This is a genomic window from Runella sp. (assembly GCF_965279615.1).
Classification (GTDB): Bacteria; Bacteroidota; Bacteroidia; order Cytophagales; family Spirosomataceae; genus Runella.
The window spans coordinates 2,166,651-2,186,793 of record NZ_OZ257252.1; the positions used below are offsets into that span (position 1 = coordinate 2,166,651).

Genomic DNA, 20,143 nt, shown 5'->3' on the forward strand with positions numbered 1-20,143 from the left:
TTCATTGACCGGTTCTACCTAAACTACCTTGATAGAGGATGAAAAAGTTTTATTCCCCGCTGTTGCTTTGCTTGATTTTTTGGATCTGCAATGTTGCTTTTGCTCAAGTTCCCGGCTCGGTGGTCGCTTACAGCCCGGCAGTATCGGGTTTGTACATAGGCTCGCCGAGCATTTGCATTTTATCCAACGGCGATTATTTGGCTTCACACGATCTGTTTGGGCCGAAATCCAATGAGTTTGAGCGGCCCATTTCCCGAATTTATCGCTCCAAAAACAAAGGAAAAACATGGTCGCAGGTTGCCGAGATCAACGGACAGTTTTGGTCAAAGCTCTTTGTCCACGAAAAAGGGCTGTATTTCATGGGGACAAGTAAACACCACGGCAATACCATCATCCGAAAATCTACCGATGGGGGCAACACTTGGACAGAACCGGCTGACGGCGAAAACGGTCTTTTATTAGCCGGAGAATACCACTGCGCGCCTATGCCGCTCATCGAACACAACGGACGCCTGTGGCGCGCCATGGAAGACGCAATGGGTTCCATCAAAAAATGGGGCAAACGCTACGGCGCTTTCATGATGTCCGTTCCGTTGGGGGCCGATCCGATGAAAGCCGCCAACTGGACAAGCAGCAATGTATTGCGTTATGATTCGACCCTACTCAACGGCAATTTCGGAGCATGGATCGAGGGTAATGCCGTTGTAGACCCCAACGGGCAATTGTGGGATGTGTTGCGCGTTGACGACAGATCAACATTGGAAGAAAAAGCCGCTTTCGTCAAAATAAGCGCCGATGGCAAAACGGCGACTTTTGATCAAACGACCGGTTTTGTCAAATTCCCCGGCGGCAGCAAGAAATTCAGCATTCGGTACGATCCCAAATCTAAACTATATTGGACCATTGCCAACTACATTCCACAGGAAGTTAAAGCGGCCAATGCCGGCAAAAATCCGGCAAGCATTCGCAATACTCAAGCGCTTTTCAGTTCCAAAGACCTCAGAAATTGGAATTTACACACTATTCTGTTACAACATCCCGAAGTTATCAAACACGGCTTTCAGTACGTAGATTGGCTTTTTGAAGGCAAAGACATTATCTTCCTTTCCCGCACGGCCTTCGACGACGACCAAGGCGGCGCTCACAACAATCACGATGCCAATTACCTGACTTTCCATCGAATTAAGAAATTTCGAAAGATCGGGGTTCTGCAAAGTCTTTGAGATACTGCCTATAAAGGTGTAATTTTGTTTCGTAACTACGTAATCATGGCCTTCGCAGAAAAATACATTAACCCATTTACCGATTTTGGTTTTAAGAAATTGTTTGGCAGCGAACCAAACAAAGATCTGTTAATTGATTTCCTGAATCAGGTGGTATTGCCTGAGCAACATCGTATTACAGAATTAAGCTATACCCGAAACGAGCATCTCGGAGCCACTGAACTTGACCGGAAAGCTATTTTTGATCTGTATTGTATTGGCAGAAACGGTGAGCGATTTATCGTGGAGATGCAAAAAGCCAAACAGAACTATTTCAAAGATCGAAGTGTATTTTATGCTTCATTTCCTATTCAGGAACAGGCAAAGCGCGGCGAATGGGATTTTCAATTGACCGAAATTTATACGGTGGGCGTATTGGATTTCGTTTTTTCGGAAGATGCAGATGAAAAGGAAGTACGTCATGAAGTAAAACTCAAGGACCAGAATGGACGCGTTTTTTACAAAAAACTGACCTTTGTCTATTTGGAAATGCCCCATTTTACCAAAACGGAGGAAGAACTGGAAACAACCTACGATAAATGGCTTTATGTCCTGAAACACTTGCCGTATTTAGACAGTAAACCCAAAGCCTTACAGGAAAAAGTATTCGATCAACTGTTTGCCGCCGCTGAAATTGCCAAATTCACTCCCGATGAGATGAATGCTTACGAGCAAAGTCTCAAATATTACCGTGATCTAAAAAATGTTATTGATACGGCTATTATGGAAGGAGAGACAAAAGGAAGATTGGAGGGAGAAATAAAAGGAAGATTGGAGGGAATAAAAGAAGGAATAAAAGAAGGAATAAAAGAAGGAATAAAAGAAGGAATAAAAGAAGGAGAAATAAAAGGAAGAATGGCTGCAATAACTGAAAGCATCGTCAAGCAGCTTCTCCGTGGAAAACTGGCGCCGGAAGAAATCGCCGAAGATTTCGGAGTAGACCTTGAATTCGTACTACAGATAAAAAAAGAGCAGGGATTATAATCTTACTGATAAGTCACTGTTAAGTAATAAAATCCACCTATCTGCGGGCCGCCGAGAATAGAAAAATAATAGCGATTTAATAGGTTGGTACCGCCAAGTTTGAAATCCAATTTTTGTTTGGGTAGGGTGTACGTAATCTGTCCATCAAAAACATTGACCGCACGAACGTTGCCATTGACCAAAAACGATTGATAATAGAACTCACTTTGGTGTTTATAGCTAACGCCAAATCCCACATTTTTGAATACATTGGCGTGACTGATGGAGAAATTGGTCATCCATTTGGGCGTGTTGAAACCATCTTCCAAGCCATCATTGGCTTCCTTGCGGTCGAGTTGCGTGTAGGTAGCGTTGACGCCAATGACCCACCCCTGTGACAACCGATACTTAACACCCAGACTTGCGCCATAATTACGAACAACGGTTTTGGAATTGGTCCACAGGCGGTAGCGTTGCTGTTTAGCGCGATCAAGCATGATATACCCAAGCGAGTCCGGCGTAGAAGTATTGGGAATATTGGCTTCCACCTGCGCCATAAAATCCTTGTAGCGGTTGTAGTAAAAATCCACATCCATAAAAAGGCGTTTCTTAAAGAATAAGCCTTTGTAACCGACTTCCATTGAACGAATAAACTCAGGCCTTAGATAGGTGTAGGTATTTCGTTGCAAAAGCCCGAGGTTGGCTTTTACCAAACTATCCCGCTTGCCCACGCCAAATTTATTTACTCCTGCATTGACTGCCGCCTGAAAAGCATCAATCGACGTACGAATGTAAGAGTTCTCAAATATTCCCTGAGACATCACCGGTAAGCCGCCCACGCGCTTCACTCCGCCGCTGTTGATGTTGGAAAACCCTTCAAAAATGCTTGGGAAACGGTAGCCACTTTGGTAAGAAGCTCGAAAATGATGATTGTCAACGGGCGAATAAACGGCCGTAAAACGCGGATTAAGTTTCAGATCAAAATAATCGGCTTTATCAGCGCGAAGCGTAGCTCCAAGTTTGAGTTTTTCACCAAACAATACTTTGGTTGCCTGCACAAATCCGCCCGTTTTTCCATAGGTCAAATTACGGGTATCACTTACCGGATTAATAAAATAATTACCGTCAGGTACAATGGCGTAAGTACGATGATCAAAGCCGGCCAAAATCTCAATGCCGGTTTGTTTACGCCATTTTTCAAGCCATTCTTCGGTCAGGTTCCACTGACCTTCGGCATGATACAGATTAGCTTTTACGCGGAGGGCTGCGCCTATGTCCCAGTTATTTATGTCCTGCAAACGTGACAAGCTGTTTTTGAACGCTTCCGTTCCCGGTTGTGGACGGCCTGCATCGGCGAAAGTCCGAGACTCACGCAAGGCGTCGGCTAAAGAAGACGAATTCTGCACTTGCCTGAATCGCGTTTGAAAATCAGTAAACCATTGATTGTCTGACTTGTACGTGCGATCAATATTTTCAGCCATCGAACGCAGGTTATAGGATTTACCCGTGTTTTCGGAAGTCACATACGCCCGAATTTGAAACGCTCTTCCGCGCAATTGAAAGGCATGTTGTTGGAGTAAATAGTTTGCTAACTGAAAGCGATTGGAACGCTGATAGACATTATTTAAGTACGCAATACGGTACGTATAACTCAGTTCGATAGCCTTAGTGGGGCGAAAATGAACAGCCGCATCTCCTTTCAAATTCTGAAACCGGTAATCAACCACGTCCGTTTCCTTGTAACCGGTGCGAGCCACCACAATGTTGCGATTGGCCAACGTCAATGTGCGTCGATTAGCTGATTCGTTGCCGTAGCCGCTTACGGGATCAAAGGCGGGATTATCAGCGCCCGTCAGCCCGACGGTAGAGTTGACGTTGGGTGTAATATCGGTGAGGTCGGTCGCTTGCCAATCGTAGCCTTTGGTAAAGGTTCCGTTGACCTTAAACGCCCAACGGTCATTCCACGAATGAGCGTAACGCAGGCTGCTTTCGTTAAAGAATTTGGCCGATACATTCTTATCATTCAGATGATTAACGCCTGCTTTTTGCTGAAAGCTCAAACCGGCGTACTCAAACGGGCTTTTGGTTTGGAAATTGGCCAAACCGTTGATCGCGTTCATACCGTACAAGGCCGAAGCTGTTCCGGGAATGATCTCAACGCTCAAAATATCCAAATCACCCGGTCCAAGGGCATTGCCAACGGGCGCACCAATGTGCGGCGATTGATTGTCAATTCCGTCAATGAGTTGGGCAAAACGCACGTTGGTTGTATTGGCAAATCCTCTGGTGTTTAAGACTTTAAATCCTAAACTCGGAACGATCAAATGAACTCCTTTGATGTTTTCAAGAGCATCAAAAAAAGACGGTTGCCCCGAGCGGCGAAAATCCTGAAGTGTGGCTTTTTCAATACTGACAGGCGATTTCAACACGCTTTCCTGTAACCGCGAAGCAGAAATAACGACTTCATCCAACCGAAAAATACGATTTTGCAGCGAAGTTGTATCCTTCGTTTGCCCCCAAGAGTAAACATTGATGCCAATAATTCCGATAAGCGTTGCGAGTACAGGTATTTTCATCAACTAAAAAAGCGTTATTTTCTCAAAGATATAACGCTTTTTTAAAAGGCAAAAGGAAAATTATAAATAGCCACGCGCCTGCAACTGAAACAGTTCAGCATATCGCCCTTTGTTTGACATAAGTGCTTCATGGCTTCCGGATTCAATAAGCTTGCCGTTTTCGATCACAATGATGCGATCAGCCATGCGAACGGTGGAGAAACGGTGTGAGATCAGCAACGCCATTTTGCCTTTGGTCAGTTCGGCAAAACGCTGAAACACTTCGTATTCGGCCCGGGCATCAAGAGAAGCAGTAGGCTCGTCTAAGATCAGTAGCTCAGAGTTGCGCATATAAGCCCGGGCAAGGGCGATCTTTTGCCATTCGCCGCCCGAAAGTTCAACGCCATTGTTAAAATGTCGCCCTAATACCTGTTTCAAACCATCCGGAAAACGTTGAATAAGTGCGGCTGCCAAGCTGCGCTCAGAAGCCGTGGCAATGCGGTCAAGGTTATTGATCTCGTCAATGTCGCCTACGGCAATATTGCTTTGAGCGGTCATCATCAAGCGAATGTAGTCCTGAAAGATCACTCCGATATGACGCTGAAGTTCTGCCGGATCATACTCGCGCAGATCGTGACCGTCGAGTAAAATGCGCCCTTCGGTAGGGTCGTATAAACGGGTAAGTAATTTAACCAATGTTGTTTTTCCGGCACCGTTCTCGCCCACTATTGCCAATTTCTCGCCTGCTTTTAAGGTAAAGTTCAGGTGTTGAAAAACCCATTTTTCGGCATTGGGATAACGAAAACTGACGTTCTCAAATACGATCCCCTTTTGAATAACCGCCGGAAACGGAAGCGGCGCTTGGGGAGAAGCAACTTGGGGACGCAGGTCAAAAAACTGAAAGAAATCCCGAAGGTATAAAGTGCCCTGCGAAATGCTCGTAAAGCGATTCAGAATTCCTTCCAACGAGGATTTGAGCTGGCGAAAAGACCCCGCCAGAAACGTTAGGCTCCCGATGGTAATGGTACCTCGAATGGTCTCAACGCCGATAAATGCGTACGCTCCGTAATAACCCGCTGTGCCGATAGCTGCCAGCAATGCTCCCCAAACCGCCCGCCGAATGGACAATTTCCTGTTTTGCAGGTAATAAGCCGCTGAGACCTCGCGAAAACGCTCCGTCAAAAATCCGGACAGGTTAAATAATTTTACCTCTTTGGCATTGACGTTACTTGCCCCTACGTACCGAAGGTAATCCAATTCACGGCGTTGGGGCGTCCATTGATAAGACAGCGCATAACTCTGTGAGTTGAAGTAAAATTCTCCCAAAAATGCAGGAATGATGCTCAGAATAAGCACCAAAATCAGCCAAGGGCTGAACACCGCTAAGCCCGCTCCTAAAAATCCAATGGTAATGATGTCCTGCACTTGGGCCAAAGATTGCGAAAGCAGCGCCGTACGTCCAACGGTTTGCTGACGGGCACGTTCGAGCTTATCATAAAACACAGGTTCTTCAAACTGGGCCAAGTCGAGCGTAGCAGCATGTTGCATGATTTGAATGGAAGAGCGGTTGGCGTGCAGGTCGCCCAAAAGTGCATCCAACAGCATGGTAGCACGATTAAGAATATCGGATCCCAACGCCAAGGCTAATTCTGAGGCAATCAACAGTAGCAACCGGTGAGTATCAGTCGAATGCGTGTTGATGAGATGCACGACTTCATCAATGATCAATTTTCCCAAATACAAGGTCAAAAATGGAATCACCGACCGAATGAGTCGGAGGCCAATGTTGGCAGCTGTCATCCAAGGCTGAGTTTGCCAGATTTCTTTAAAAAAGAGGGGTAAGTATTTAAGCGCCTGTAATCTTGCCTTGAAGGTGGGAGTTTCCTGTTTATTTTTTTTGGCCATTGTGCTGATTTCAATTTCGGATCGTCGATTGTACCCGTCAGTAACTGAAATTCGACTTCGAGCATTTTCGACTTTAATGGAACAGCATCCGGTGAAAATTAGTGCCGAAAAATAAATGGTGAACTCATCGGATTATTAACCCGGCTACTTTAGATGGATTTTTAAAAATCCATCTCCAATCTCAAGAAAAATTATAAACGCAACAGCCATGAGTACAGCAAATTATCAATTATTTTTTGTTAAAAATCTAAGTGATTTTCCGGACGGCACACTGTTTGAGTTGGAGAACCGGCTTTACAGTCATGCCCAAATCAGCAAGGCTGCGAATGAAAAAAGGCAGGAGATCGCCGATTGGGAATACCATACCAAGGGCTACTTACTGCCCGACCGAGGCGATGGCGTACAGGCCATTCTCCCGGAAGAGAAGGTAATCATTTGTGCTCCTTTCTCTCAAAATTTCTCACCACTCAAAGGGCAACTGCAAATTACAAAGACCGCGACCAAAAGCCGGCAATACCCCGATGCGCCTGCGCCTTCCAACGTACCCGTGGGAATCTTGGAACGAAACCACGTTTCTGTTTTTCAGAACATTCATTTTCAGCAGGTTATCATTGAATTACCTTCTGAGAGATTTGAAATTGAGCAGATCGCTGTTTTCAATAAAGTCAAACAATTTGAAGCTGAATGTTATTATTCGCCAAAACTCAAAAAAGAAGATGGCCAATGGAAGGTAGTCTGTGAATTCAGTCACATTACCTTTGGGTTTTATGAAGTTCAGGTTCAGTTTACAGAAGGCCGGTATTACAGCATTGACCTCATCAAACATTATCCTGAGGAAGTAAAAGAAAAATTTGATTACTTGAACCAATCAACACGTCCGACGCAACAACCGGCGTCCTTTACGCCCCTTAAAGAGATCGGGTTTGATCTTTCTGAGTTTCAATTCCCTGCCGTTCAAACCCCAATTCCCACTACGACCGATATGGGTGTGAATGATGAAGTGCTGAATGACGCAATAGAGTTTACGACCGAATGGGGCGCAAATTTCGGCAAGCCCATTTATGAAAGATTGAACAGAAAATACCCTCACATTGATGCAGAATGGGCCGATAAAATTCAAAAATACTGCCGTCAGGCGGAATCTTATATCTACCAACTGGGTGAAAAAGAGCTAAATGGCGAGATCACAGAATATGACATTATTCCAATGGCCCAACAAAAATACCCGTGGGTAAAAGTCCGACATTGGGCTCGTCTCAAAAACATTGCGATGTTTTACGCGCGGAAATAAAACTGTTCCAAATGAGGGTAAAATCGGTCAGTCGACTCTCTATGGCATTTGTACTACATAAACATTGCTCCGGAATGATGTGCCGCAGGCACTACCTATTTGTAGAAAAGAGAGAAAATATTCTGCCCATTTTGCCCCATAGGGGCTATCCAAAAATCTTACTGATTTAATTTAGAATCGAGCCCCAACAGTATCCTCCTGCATGTCGTTGAAAAAAGGCATTATAATCCCCAAACATTTTGCTTTAGCAATTAACTGTTCAAACGACACGTACTAAATTTCGGATACTTATGAAAAAATACCTTTGGGGGCTGGGTGGATTGGCTCTGATCGGCACGTTGACGGCAACTTACCAAAACGACAACCCAAGTCGCGGTGCCCAATCAACTTTAGACAGTGTATATGCAGCCCTTACGCAAGAGCAAAAACATGATTTGAAGTATGCTGTAGGTGCATTGGAAGTAGCAGACGGACTGGAAGCCAATCTGTTTGCTTCCGAGCCCATGATCACTAATCCGACCAATATCGACATCGACCATAAAGGCCGCATTTGGGTATTGGAAGCCTATAATTATCGTCCGCACATTACCGGAAACCCTACGCACAAAGAAGGCGACCGCATCATGATCCTGGAAGATACCAACGGTGATGGCAAAGCCGATGCAAGCAAGGTATTTTACCAAGGCCCGGAAGTCAACGCACCACTGGGAATTTTGGTAATGGGCAACCGCGTACTGGTTTCGCAAAGTCCTTATGTGTGGTTGTTTACCGATGAAAACGGAGACGACAAGGCCGACAAAAAAGAGATCATTTTTGAAGGAATCAAAGGCGAACAGCACGACCATGGAATGCACGCCTTTACGTTCGGTCATGATGGTAAACTGTATTTTAACTTTGGAAACGAAGGCAATCAATTGCTCGACGGCAAAGGCCAACCCGTTTTGGACCAGGACGGACAGCCCATTGACCGCAAAAAATACAGACAGGGAATGGTATTTCGCTGCGACCCTGATTTCAAAAATGTAGAGGTATTGGGTCATAATTTCCGTAACAACTACGAAGTGGCCGTAGACAGCTATGGTACCATGTGGCAATCAGACAACGACGACGACGGTAACAAAGGCGTACGCATCAACTATGTAATGGAATATGGCAACTACGGTTACACCGACGAAATGACGGGCGCAAGCTGGTCGGCCAACCGTACCAATATTGAATCCGAAATTCCGCTTCGTCACTGGCATTTGAATGACCCGGGTGCCATGCCTAACTTGCTCCAAACCGGTGCGGGATCGCCTACGGGCATGCTGATCTACGAAGGTGATATGTTGCCAAAAGTATTTCAAAATCAAATGATCCATTGCGACGCAGGGCCTAACGTCGTTCGTTCTTATCCCGTTGAGAAAAGTGGCGCGGGCTATAAAGCCAACATTGTCAATGTAGTATACGGCAAGCGCAATCAATGGTTCCGCCCGTCGGATGTATGCGCGGCACCCGATGGGTCGCTTTTTGTAGCCGACTGGTACGATCCCGGCGTGGGTGGGCACCAAGCGGGTGACTTGAATCGTGGACGCATCTACCGCGTTGCACCTGCCAATACTCCTTATAAAGTGATAAACAATGATTTCAGCACGTTGGAAGGCGCACTGAAAGCCATCCAAAGCCCCAATGTATCAGTACGTTATATGGCTTGGAACAAAATCCGCAGCCTTGGACAAAGTGCTGAAGGGGAACTCGTAAAAATGTATCAAACCGCCGCTAATCCCCGCATGAAAGCGCGGGCACTTTGGTTGCTGAGTAAGCTCTCCAATGGCAGCAAATACGTAGAAATCGCTCTCAAAGATGCCAATCCCGACATCAAGATCACAGCGATCCGCGCTGCGCGACAAATCACAGCCAAAGGTGTATTACCATTGTCGGTCGAGAATTTGAATACACTGGCTGCCGATCCTGATCCACAAATACGTCGTGAAGTAGCTTTGGCGATTCGTCATAATACCGACCCGCTGGCAGCCGATGTATGGGCGCAATTGGCCACCCGTTACGACGGAAAAGACCGTTGGTATCTGGAAGCGTTGGGTGTATCAGCCGATGGTCAATGGGATAAATTTTATTCGGCTTGGCTCAAAATGGCAGGTTCAAATCCTATTTCAACAGAGAAGGGTCGCGACATTGTATGGCGGGCGCGTACGGCGGCATCGGTACCGCTACTGGCCTCTTTGGCAGGTGATAAAAACGTTCCGCTTAATGACCGTTTGCGCTATTTCCGTGCTTTTGACTTTAACCCGGGCGCGACTGAAAAATCGAATGCTTTATTGACCATTATGAAGGCAAACACCGATAACGATGTTACGAAATTGTGCCTTCGCCATTTAGATCCGGGTTTTGTCAAAACATCTCCCGTAGCGCAACAAGGCCTGCAAAAACTGTTAGATGCAAGTTTTGGAACATCTGAGTACATGGATCTCGTGCAACGTTTTGAACCGGTGTCGGAATACAAACGCCTTTTACAGATCGCCACCGAAAAACCCATGCAAAGAGACGGTCGCGACGCCGCACGGCAATTGCTGAAACAGGAACAAACACCGTTGCTTTTGGCAACCATCAACGGAAAAGATGCCGTCAAAGCCCAGAGTGTGGTCACCTCGCTTCGAAGTGTGGGAACTAAACAATCCATCGACATTCTGAAAGCGATCGCCCTTGATCCAAAACGTTCCAAAGCATTGCGCACCGAAGCAACCCGCGCACTGGGTGGCAGCATGGACGGCGAAGATCTGGTATTGGCGTTGTTGAAAGAAGGAAAAATAAGCGGCGATTACAAAGCTGTTGCAGTACAGGGCGTAAGCGGTGCATGGCGCAAAAACGTAAAAATAGAAGCCGCCAAATATATTGATGCCACGCCCACAAAATCAGGAAAAAAACTGCCTCCTGTCAGTGAATTGGTAGCCATGACCGGCAACGCTGCAAACGGCCAAAAGGTATTTGCCAACTATTGTGCCATTTGCCATCAGGTGAATGGAGAAGGTGCTGATTTTGGCCCAAAACTTTCGGAAATCGGCAGTAAATTGGGCAAAGACGGTCAATACATGGCTATTTTCTATCCAAGTGCAGGCGTTAGTTTTGGATACGAAGGGTACGAAGTAAAATTCAAAGACGGCACCACAACGGTTGGAATTGTATCAAGTAAAACCGAAACTGATCTATTGATGAAATTTCCGGGTGGCACTACTCAAAGTTACAAAATGAGCCAAGTAGTCTCTATGAAAAAAATGGATGAATCGCTCATGACATCGGGCCTGCATGAAGCCATGAGTCAGCCCGAATTAGTAGATTTGATCGAGTATTTATCAAGCTTGAAGCGCAAATAAGTTAAAGAAGAACCATCGTAACATCTCTAGTCTGAGCCGCTCATTTGGGCGGCTCAGCATCGTTAAAACCAAATTCTGCTACTTTCCAACTGCATTACCTACATGCTTTTTAACAGTTTTCCGTTTATTTTCTTTCTTCTTTTAACCTTCCTATTTTATTATATTCCCTATTTCAAAAGGCAGCAAATCTATATATTGATTATTGCAAGTGCGATATTTTACGCTTATCAAAATATATCATTGTTAATTCTTTTATGTATTTCTCTTATTATCAATGCTGCCACAAGTTATTCGGTCAGCTATGGAAATCCTTTAAGACAAAAAACGTACGTAACAATTGGTGTAGCGGTCAATATAGGTATACTTATTTTCTTTAAATACGTTCCATTGGTCGCGCGTACATTTTTAAAAAAAGACCAACCCATTGCCGATTTTTTAGTCACTATTCCTTTACCCATTGGTATTTCTTTTTATACTTTTCATGGAATAAGTTTACTTATTGACGTATTTCGAAATAAAGCCGGTGAAAAAAAATCAATTGTGCCTGTTTCTTTTATAACTCATTTAAAGAATACCTGTTTCTATATTATTTTTTTTCCACAGTTGATTGCCGGCCCCATTGTAAAAGCTCATGATTTTATTCCTCAAATAAAAGAAAAATCTTATTCACAAATTGATTGGGAGTTTTGTTTTCGTCATTTAGTAATAGGCTATTTTCTAAAAATGGTCGTTGCCGACAATCTTAAAGAATTTACTTTCCAAATTACGTATCCTTATTTTTTAACCTATAAGTCGTTTGACCTTTTGGCGCTGTTATTCGGATATTCCTGTCAAATATTTGCAGATTTTGCGGGCTATTCCACCATAGCCATTGGGCTTGCAGGCCTATTTGGGTATCGTTTAAATATAAACTTTAACTTCCCGTATTCAGCAACTTCTTTTAAAAATTTCTGGCAAAGGTGGCACATTTCTCTTTCCACTTTTTTAATGGAATACCTGTATTTTCCACTGGGTGGAAATAAATATGGAAAAATACGAACCTACTTTAATTTATTTGTTGTCATGACCATTGGTGGATTGTGGCACGGAGCAAGTTGGAGTTATTTAGTATGGGGATTTGCTCACGGGGTTTTTCTGAGCATCGAACGTTTTATTTTTGACTATTTTAAAATCAAAATAACTACCTCTTGTAGTACATTTTACTCATTACTTGTTTTTCTTATTGTAACTTTGGCGTGGTTATTATTCAGGTTAGAATTTAATCATGCATTAATATATTTAGAATTATTATTCTTAAAGCCTTCACTTTCTTTTAATCAAGAAATGTTTCTTTACATTACTATCTATTCATTTCCTATTGTATTGTATCATTGGTATGCTTCATTTAAAAGCAGCCTCAAATATTTGCAATGGCGTAACTATGAATACATAGCTTTTGCTATTTTATTATTTCTTATTTTCTTTAACAGCGGCTTTCCGGGCTCATTTATCTATTTTCAATTTTAATAAAATACATGATAAAAAAAACGTTGCTGCTGTTGGGGGTACTAATCGTTATCTATAGTGTGGTATTTCATTTATTACCTACTTCAATTATAAGATCAAATTTCACCCAACGTAATTACATAAAAGTAGAAAACTATTTTTATGAAAGCGGCGCTATGAAGCCGGTAACGATCATTGGCAGCTCTCTTTCTACACGTATCATTACAGACAGTATTTCGGACTTTTACAATTTAGGATTGATCGGATTGAGTATCCAGGATGGCATCAACGTAATTTTAAAGAAAAGGCATTTTCCAAAGCTTCTGTTGGTCGAAACAAACTTTTATCTAAAAAAAGAATCCGACTATTTTCTTGATCCGTTGCTTAATCCGATAAACTATTCTATTAAGAAGTATATCCCGTTATTCAGGTCTGATAAGCCGCCCATTTCGGTAATCGGCCAACAATTTACCCTATTTCTAAAAAAGAAAATTCGCGGTTATTCAGTTAACACTTTAAAACACGTTGCGAGCAAACCGGGGGATTTCCGTCAAGGACCGTTTAATATCACTAAAAAAAACTATGCGATTCTTCCCGACACGGTTGATGTGCTTCAGCAACTGCAAAAGTTAAAATATAAATTTACTGCACTGGAAGCCGCCGGGGTAAAAATTGTATTTTATGAAATGCCTATTCATCCTCAACTTATCAATACCCCAAGATATCGCTATCTTAATGAACAATTCAGAAAAACCTTCAATGAAACTCATTATACCTACATTCCAACCAAAAACTGGCAGTTTCAAACCACTGACGGCATTCACCTTAATGAACCGGAATCACTGATTTTTACAAAGTATATTCAAAAGTGGTATCAACAATTTTCCGGAAAAATGCAGCCTTCTTCCTCTAAGAGTGTAGAAATGAGTAAAAATAAATTTTAAGCAAAGTTTAAGTCAAATTTAAGTACTTTTTAATGATAAAATTGCATATTTGTCATAATCAAACGAAAAGCTATCACATAAGTTGAATTCTTTTTCGTTTTTTGTGGTGTTATATCTATCAGATACCCGACGTGCCGAACAAAGAGCGCGTCGGGTATTTTATTTATATCTTATCAGGAGTCATTCAAAGCCTTTTTAACTGACATATTTCTATTTAATAAAAAAAAAATACCATTTTATTTGTTTTCTTTTTAAGAGCTTATACCTTTGCTGGCATCTAACTTAGTGCGTTAAGTAAAATGCAAAAAAACATTCGTTGGCTGATTGTGTGGCTCTTGTTTGTGGCAACGGGGCTGAGTTTTTTGGACAGACAGGTACTGTCCATTGCCATCATCAAAATTCAGCAGGAATTTCACATTAACGATGTTCAATACGGCATGGTTAATACAAGTTTTCTAATCAGTTATGCCTTGATGTTTACATTGGGCGGTTGGTTGATTGACCGCGTGGGCGGAAAATTAGGGTTAGCGCTTTCGGTTGGAGTTTGGTCTATCGCCAATAGTTTGCACGCGATTATGAACTCATTTTCCCAATTGCTCACGTTCCGTTTTTTACTGGGCATGGGTGAAGGAGGCTGTTTCCCGGGAGCCGCCTGGACGGTATATCGCTGGTTTGATAAAAAAGAACGGGCGTTGGCCAACGGCATTGCCATCGGTGGCTCGGCCATCGGGGCAGTCATAGCACCACCATTAACCATTTGGCTTTCAGGGAAATATGGATGGAGAGGCGGTTTTTTAATTCCGGGGTTGGTGGGTATTGTTTGGGTAATTATCTGGCTGTCAATCCCTTGGAAAAAATACATTCCTAAAATTCAACAGGAAGAAATGCAGGAAGCCGTTCCTTTTTTAGCATTGCTCAAAAAACGTCCTACGTGGGTCTTTATCCTGATTCGTTTTTTGCTTGATCCTGTATTTTACTTTATGATGTTCTGGATACCCAAATACCTGAGTGAGGTAAGGAATGTACCTTTTGAGCGAATTGGAAGCCTTTTTTGGATACCTTTCTTAGCCTTAGGCGTTTCAAACGTGCTGGGAGGCTGGCTGTCGGGTTGGCTGATTGCCCGTCAATTTTCGGTCAACAAAGCCCGTAAAACCGTGATGGGCATTGCGGCGGTGCTGACCTTGGCAGCGCCGGCCATTGAGTGGGTTTCGACCGTAGAGATCGCCATTTTTTGCATGTCTTTGTTCATGTTTGCCCACGGTTGTTGGATTACCAATTACATTACCGCCATCTCCGATATGTTCGGGCAACGAGCCACATCTACCGTAGTGGGCCTATCGGGAACAGCGGGTGCCATTTCGGGTCTACTCCTAAATCCATTGATGGGAGCCGTGATTCAGCAGTATTCCTATCGACCGCTTTGGATCGCGTCGGGTCTGCTGTATCCCTTGGCTTTTGCCCTGTTGGTTTTACTGATCCCTAAAATTACAACCTTGGATTGGGGAACACAACCGGAAGTAAAACAATCAGACATTCCCCTTACTTCTTCCTAAATTACTTTATTCTGTATTGCCAAAAGAGGTTTGTTTACTCAGGCATTGTCAAATTATATTTATTTTCTCTTAGTGCGTTAACTAAAATTTTATAAAACATAAAATAACAATATGAAAGATAATTATTCGAATGGAATAGAAATGTTGGCACGAGCGGGAGTGGTCAAACGAAAAAAGACGCGGCCGCGCATCGGAGTGTTTGGGGTTGGCTATTTCAAGTATTGGGGACAATTCGAAGGTTTGCTGGAAGATATGTATAAAAAACAGGCCATTTTTATCTCCAAAATTGAGGCCTTAGACAGCGTTGAGATCATTGACTTCGGCATGGTGGATGACGTCAACAAAGCATACGACATCGTACCAAAACTCAATGCGGCTAATCTTGATCTGATTTTCTGCGATATGCTTACGTATGCCACATCGAGCACGTTCGGCGTTATCATCAAAAGCATTAACATTCCCATCGTGCTTGTTGCTTTGCAGCCCGACAAAGCGATGGATTACAGCAACGCGTCGACCTACCTGCAACTTTACAACGACGACATTTGTGCCTTGCCTGAATTTGCGGGCGTGGCCGTCAGAATGGGCAAGCCTGTTCCGCAAATGATCATCGGAACACTTCATGACGACCCTGCCGCCGAAGCCGAAATCGAGGAATATTGCCGAATTGCGGCGGTATTGCACGATCTGAAAACTTCTAAAATAGGACACATCGGCCACCCGATTGAAGCCATGCTCGACATGCACTCCGACTCAACGATGCTGACGGCGCATTTTGGCGTTCACATTGTGCAATGCGAAGCCCACGAAATTGTGAATCAATACAATCAGGCAGGAGATGAAGAAATTGAAGCGGTCAAAGAACGGATATTAGCGTTTTTCGATACCCCCGACCCTGTCTCTGACCCTATCTCTGAAAAATTGCGTGATACCGATCTGCATATTGCCGCTCAGGTGACCGTTGCCTTGGAGAAATTTGTCAAAGCCAAAAAACTGGACGGTTTAGCTTACTATTATGATGGCCCGGAAGACAGTGTTACCCGCGTGGTCATGTCCAATTTGATCGTGGGCAATTCGCTGCTTCAGGGAGCCGGTTTTCCCATGTGCGGTGAGTCTGACCTGAAAACCTGCATTGCCATGCTTATCATGGAACGATTGGGCATCGGAGGAAGTTTTGCCGAATTCCATCCCGTTGATTTCAAAGAAGACTTTGTGTTGGTCGGTCACGATGGCCCTCACAATATCGCTATCGCCGAAGGGCAACCGGTGCTGAGAAGTTTGAAAAAATACCACGGCAAGCCCGGATTTGGTGCAGGTGTTGAATTTAAGATCAAAGAAGGCCCTATCACCATGTTGAGTATCAACTCTACGTATGAAGGGAAAATGAAATTTATCATTGCCGAGGGAGAATCCATTGCAGGACCGATTCCTCCGACCGGCAACACCAACACGCGCGGCTTTTTCAAACCCGATGTGCGCACGTTTCTCAAACGTTGGATCAAAGAAGGACCCACGCACCATTTTGCTTTAGGCGTAGGCCACCATGCCGCTGCCATTCAGAAAATTGCCGATTATTTAAACGTCGAATCTGTCGTCATCCATCAATAACCCCTTAATTTTTTACATCATGAAAAGTTATTTATTTAACCAATTGCGCCTATTGGTCATAGGCTGCATGCTGAGTCTTTGGGTTTTAACTAATGTTGCATTCGCTCAATCAACGGTCAGCGGCAAAGTCACCGCCGCCGAAGATGGAGGTGCTTTGGTTGGAGCAACCATTACCGAAAAAGGAACCAACAACGGTACAACCGCCGATGCCAACGGAAATTTCAAGTTGAACGTGGCAGGAAATGCAACAATCGTAGTGAGTTTTATCGGTTATACCCTTCAGGAAATTCCGGTCAATAATCGCTCGGTCATCAATGTCATTCTAAAAACCAACCAACAACAGTTGCAGGATGTGGTGGTGGTGGGTTATGGAACGCAGCGCAAAAAAGACCTGACGGGTTCAATAGTCAATCTGTCCAACAAAGACTTAGTGCCTGTTCCGTCAGCAACAAGCGTAGACCAAATGATGCAGGGCAAAGTGGCCGGGGTGCAGATCACCCAAACTTCCGGTGCGCCGGGCGGTAACGTTAACGTGGTGATTCGCGGTATCAGCTCCATCACGGGCGGCAATTCTCCCTTGTACGTTGTCGATGGTTACGCCATCGGAACGGGTGGCGGCGGCTCTGACTTGAGTACCTTCAGCTCAAGCTCTTACACGGCAAGCGGAATATCAAGCAGCAGTTCTACGAATCGTATCAACCCGTTGAGTACCATCAATCCCTCTGATATTGAGTCGATTCAGGTGTTGAAGGATGCTTCTGCCACCGCCATCTACGGTTCACGCGGCGCCAACGGCGTTGTCATTATCACGACCAAACGCGGGAAAATAGGCAAACCAACGATCAGTTTTGAACATTCCACCGGAATTCAGCAATTGGCAAAAAAGCTTGACTTATTGTCGCCTCAGGAATATGCCGAGTTTGTAGCCGAAGGCCGCGACAATGCGTGGGTTTTTGCGGGCGGGAAAGCCTCCGACCCCAACAGCGTAAGAAGCACCGCGACACAGGTTAAACCCGAATTCCGTAATCCGACGCAATACGCCAATCAAAGCGGCACCGACTGGCAGGATGTTATTTTTCAACAAGGATTGGTTCAAAACTACCAACTCTCCACCAGCGGCACGAGCAAAGACGTGAACTACTATGTTTCAGGTGGATTCTTTGACCAAAAAGGAATCATCATCGGGTCCAATTTCAAGAAATTTACCCTACGTACCAACATTGATGCCCAATTGACCGACAAGCTGAAGATCGGAGCTTCTTTTTCGGGTGCCCATTCCTACGGTGATTTTGCACGTGCCGAAGGCCATTTACAGTATCGGGGCTTGATTTCTGCCGCTTTGGCCAGCGACCCAACTATTCCTCTTTACGACGCAAGCGGCAATCCTTATTCAGAATTTTCCAGTCCAACGGGGATTCCCGTCGAGCATCCGCTGATCATTGCAGCGGAGTTTTCGGACAAACGAAACAATACCAACGTTTTCACCAACAACTATTTACAGTACGAACTCGCTCCCGGATTGGTCTTCAAATCGTCTGTTGGAGTCAATTATTCCAATAATGTTACGCGTTTGTGGAAATCGTCGAAAGTAGGATTAGCCACCAGTCGCACAGGGGCCGCTACGGCGGGAGCATTCGAAATAAAAAGCCTTAACTGGCTGAATGAAAACACGTTGAATTACCGCCATAAATTCGGCGAACGTCATGATCTGGATGTGTTGGTAGGTTTCACAGCGCAAAAAAATACCGATGAAGTATTACAGGCCGGCGCTTCCGATTTCCCGACGGATGATGTGCATTACATCGCGGCGGGTGCGGTCACTTCGGGCACCAATTACAAAAGTGAGTGGGCCATGCTTTCGTGGTTGGCACGCGTTAATTATACATTGGCAGGAAAGTATTTATTTACCGGAACCATTCGTCAGGATGGCAGTTCGCGGTTTGGCGCGAAGAATCGTTGGGGTATGTTCCCCTCTTTTTCAGCCGCTTACCGATTGTCTGACGAAGCATTTATGCGAAGCGTGCCTTTTATAAGTGACTTGAAACTTCGCGCGAGTTATGGTATCTCGGGAAATAACCTTATTTCCAATTACGCCAGCCAGGGTTTATTGGGCATTTCCCGAAATGTATCCAACGGGCAAGTCGTCTCGGGCGTGGTTCCCAACAGTTTGGCCAACGACGTGCTGACGTGGGAACAATCCGTACAAACCAATTTGGGCTTAGACCTTTCGTTATTCCAAAATCGACTTTCCTTCACGTTTGATGCCTATCGGGCGCACAAGAAAAACCTGCTCTTGAACGTCATTCTCCCTGCGGCTTCGGGTTTCAGCAGTTCACTTCAAAACATCGGCGAAGTAGAAAACAAAGGTTTGGAGTTAACCATTAATTCGCAAAACATTGCCAAAGGCGCGTTCCAATGGAATACCGATTTCAACATCAGTTGGAACCGCAACAAAGTCCTAGCCCTCAATTCTGAAACGGCCCGATTGGTCACGTCTGATTACCAAGTGGCGCAAGTGGGCTATCCTATTTCCAGTTTCCGGTTGTTGAACATTCTGGGCGTTTTTAAAACGCAGGAAGAAGTAAACAATAATCCAAAGCAACACCCCAAAGTACAACCGGGCGATTATCGCTACCAAGACGCCGATGGGAACGGCACCATTACAAGCGCCGATAAAACGATTGTCGGCAGTCCGTGGCCTGATTTTACGTGGGGAATGGGCAACCAGTTTTCGTACAAAAGTCTGAGATTGAACATCAGTATCAACGGTTCACAGGGGAATGAGATTTATTTCCAAGGCGGCGAAGTATCGCTCAACGGTGCCGGCGTGCAGAATCAATTAGCCACGATGGCAGACCGTTGGCGTTCCGAAACCAGCCCGGGCGCAGGGTTATATTCGCGGGCTATTCGCAATGATTACGCCTTTGGATTCAGTGCGGGTACCACCAAATTTCTGTTCGATGGCTCTTACGTTCGCATTCGTAACGTCAATCTTTCGTACGCCTTCCCGCAAACGGTGGTCAATAAGCTGAAAATGCAGGCGCTTTCGGTCTATGCCGACGTAACTAACCTCTACACCTTCACCAAATACCCGGGCTACGACCCCGAAGGAAGCACTACGGGCGACAACATTGCCCGCAGCGGAATTGACTTTTTTGCGTATCCCAATCCGCGTACGTACACCGTTGGACTACGAGTAACTTTTTAAC

General features: G+C 44.6%; 11 protein-coding genes. 9 read left to right on the forward strand and 2 right to left on the reverse strand.

Annotated elements, in window-relative coordinates; all coding sequences use genetic code 11:
* Window positions 1-38 precede the first annotated feature (38 nt).
* The gene (locus ACQY73_RS09535; RefSeq protein WP_428664730.1) at window positions 39-1,223 is read left to right on the forward strand and encodes a sialidase family protein; all 1,185 of its coding nucleotides are present in this window, start codon (window positions 39-41) and stop codon (window positions 1,221-1,223) included.
* A 45-nt stretch (window positions 1,224-1,268) separates the two neighbouring features.
* A complete protein-coding gene (locus ACQY73_RS09540; RefSeq protein ID WP_428664733.1) occupies window positions 1,269-2,246 on the forward strand; it encodes an Rpn family recombination-promoting nuclease/putative transposase in 978 nt (325 codons plus the stop codon).
* 2 nt (window positions 2,247-2,248) lie between these two features.
* Here ACQY73_RS09540 and ACQY73_RS09545 read toward each other — a convergent pair whose 3' ends face one another.
* Window positions 2,249-4,801 (reverse strand): TonB-dependent receptor, encoded by a 2,553-nt coding sequence (locus ACQY73_RS09545; protein ID WP_428664736.1) that lies wholly within the window; start codon window positions 4,799-4,801, stop codon window positions 2,249-2,251.
* Between the two features lie 60 nt (window positions 4,802-4,861).
* Window positions 4,862-6,685, reverse strand: coding sequence for an ABC transporter ATP-binding protein (locus ACQY73_RS09550; RefSeq protein WP_428664739.1), 1,824 nt, complete (start codon window positions 6,683-6,685; stop codon window positions 4,862-4,864).
* A gap of 208 nt (window positions 6,686-6,893) precedes the next feature.
* Between ACQY73_RS09550 and ACQY73_RS09555 the strand changes: the two genes are divergently transcribed.
* The 7 genes from ACQY73_RS09555 (at window position 6,894) to ACQY73_RS09585 (ending at window position 20,142) form a co-directional block, all read left to right on the forward strand.
* On the forward strand, window positions 6,894-7,976 hold the full coding sequence (locus ACQY73_RS09555) for a hypothetical protein (protein WP_428664742.1): 1,083 nt from the start codon (window positions 6,894-6,896) through the stop codon (window positions 7,974-7,976).
* Window positions 7,977-8,266: 290 nt separating this feature from the next.
* Entirely contained in the window at window positions 8,267-11,344 is a 3,078-nt protein-coding gene (locus ACQY73_RS09560) for a PVC-type heme-binding CxxCH protein (protein ID WP_428664745.1), read from the forward strand.
* Window positions 11,345-11,446: 102 nt separating this feature from the next.
* Entirely contained in the window at window positions 11,447-12,850 is a 1,404-nt protein-coding gene (locus ACQY73_RS09565) for an MBOAT family O-acyltransferase (RefSeq protein ID WP_428664748.1), read from the forward strand.
* A gap of 8 nt (window positions 12,851-12,858) precedes the next feature.
* Window positions 12,859-13,773, forward strand: coding sequence for a hypothetical protein (locus ACQY73_RS09570; protein WP_428664750.1), 915 nt, complete (start codon window positions 12,859-12,861; stop codon window positions 13,771-13,773).
* Between the two features lie 299 nt (window positions 13,774-14,072).
* On the forward strand, window positions 14,073-15,326 hold the full coding sequence (locus tag ACQY73_RS09575; RefSeq protein WP_428664753.1) for an MFS transporter: 1,254 nt from the start codon (window positions 14,073-14,075) through the stop codon (window positions 15,324-15,326).
* A gap of 111 nt (window positions 15,327-15,437) precedes the next feature.
* Window positions 15,438-16,934 carry an L-fucose/L-arabinose isomerase family protein gene (locus ACQY73_RS09580; protein ID WP_428664756.1) on the forward strand — a complete coding sequence of 499 codons (1,497 nt, stop codon included), beginning with the start codon at window positions 15,438-15,440 and terminating at the stop codon, window positions 16,932-16,934.
* 19 nt (window positions 16,935-16,953) lie between these two features.
* Complete coding sequence (locus ACQY73_RS09585; protein WP_428664759.1) at window positions 16,954-20,142, forward strand: SusC/RagA family TonB-linked outer membrane protein; 3,189 nt, start codon at window positions 16,954-16,956, stop codon at window positions 20,140-20,142.
* The last annotated feature ends 1 nt before the right edge of the window (window position 20,143 follow it).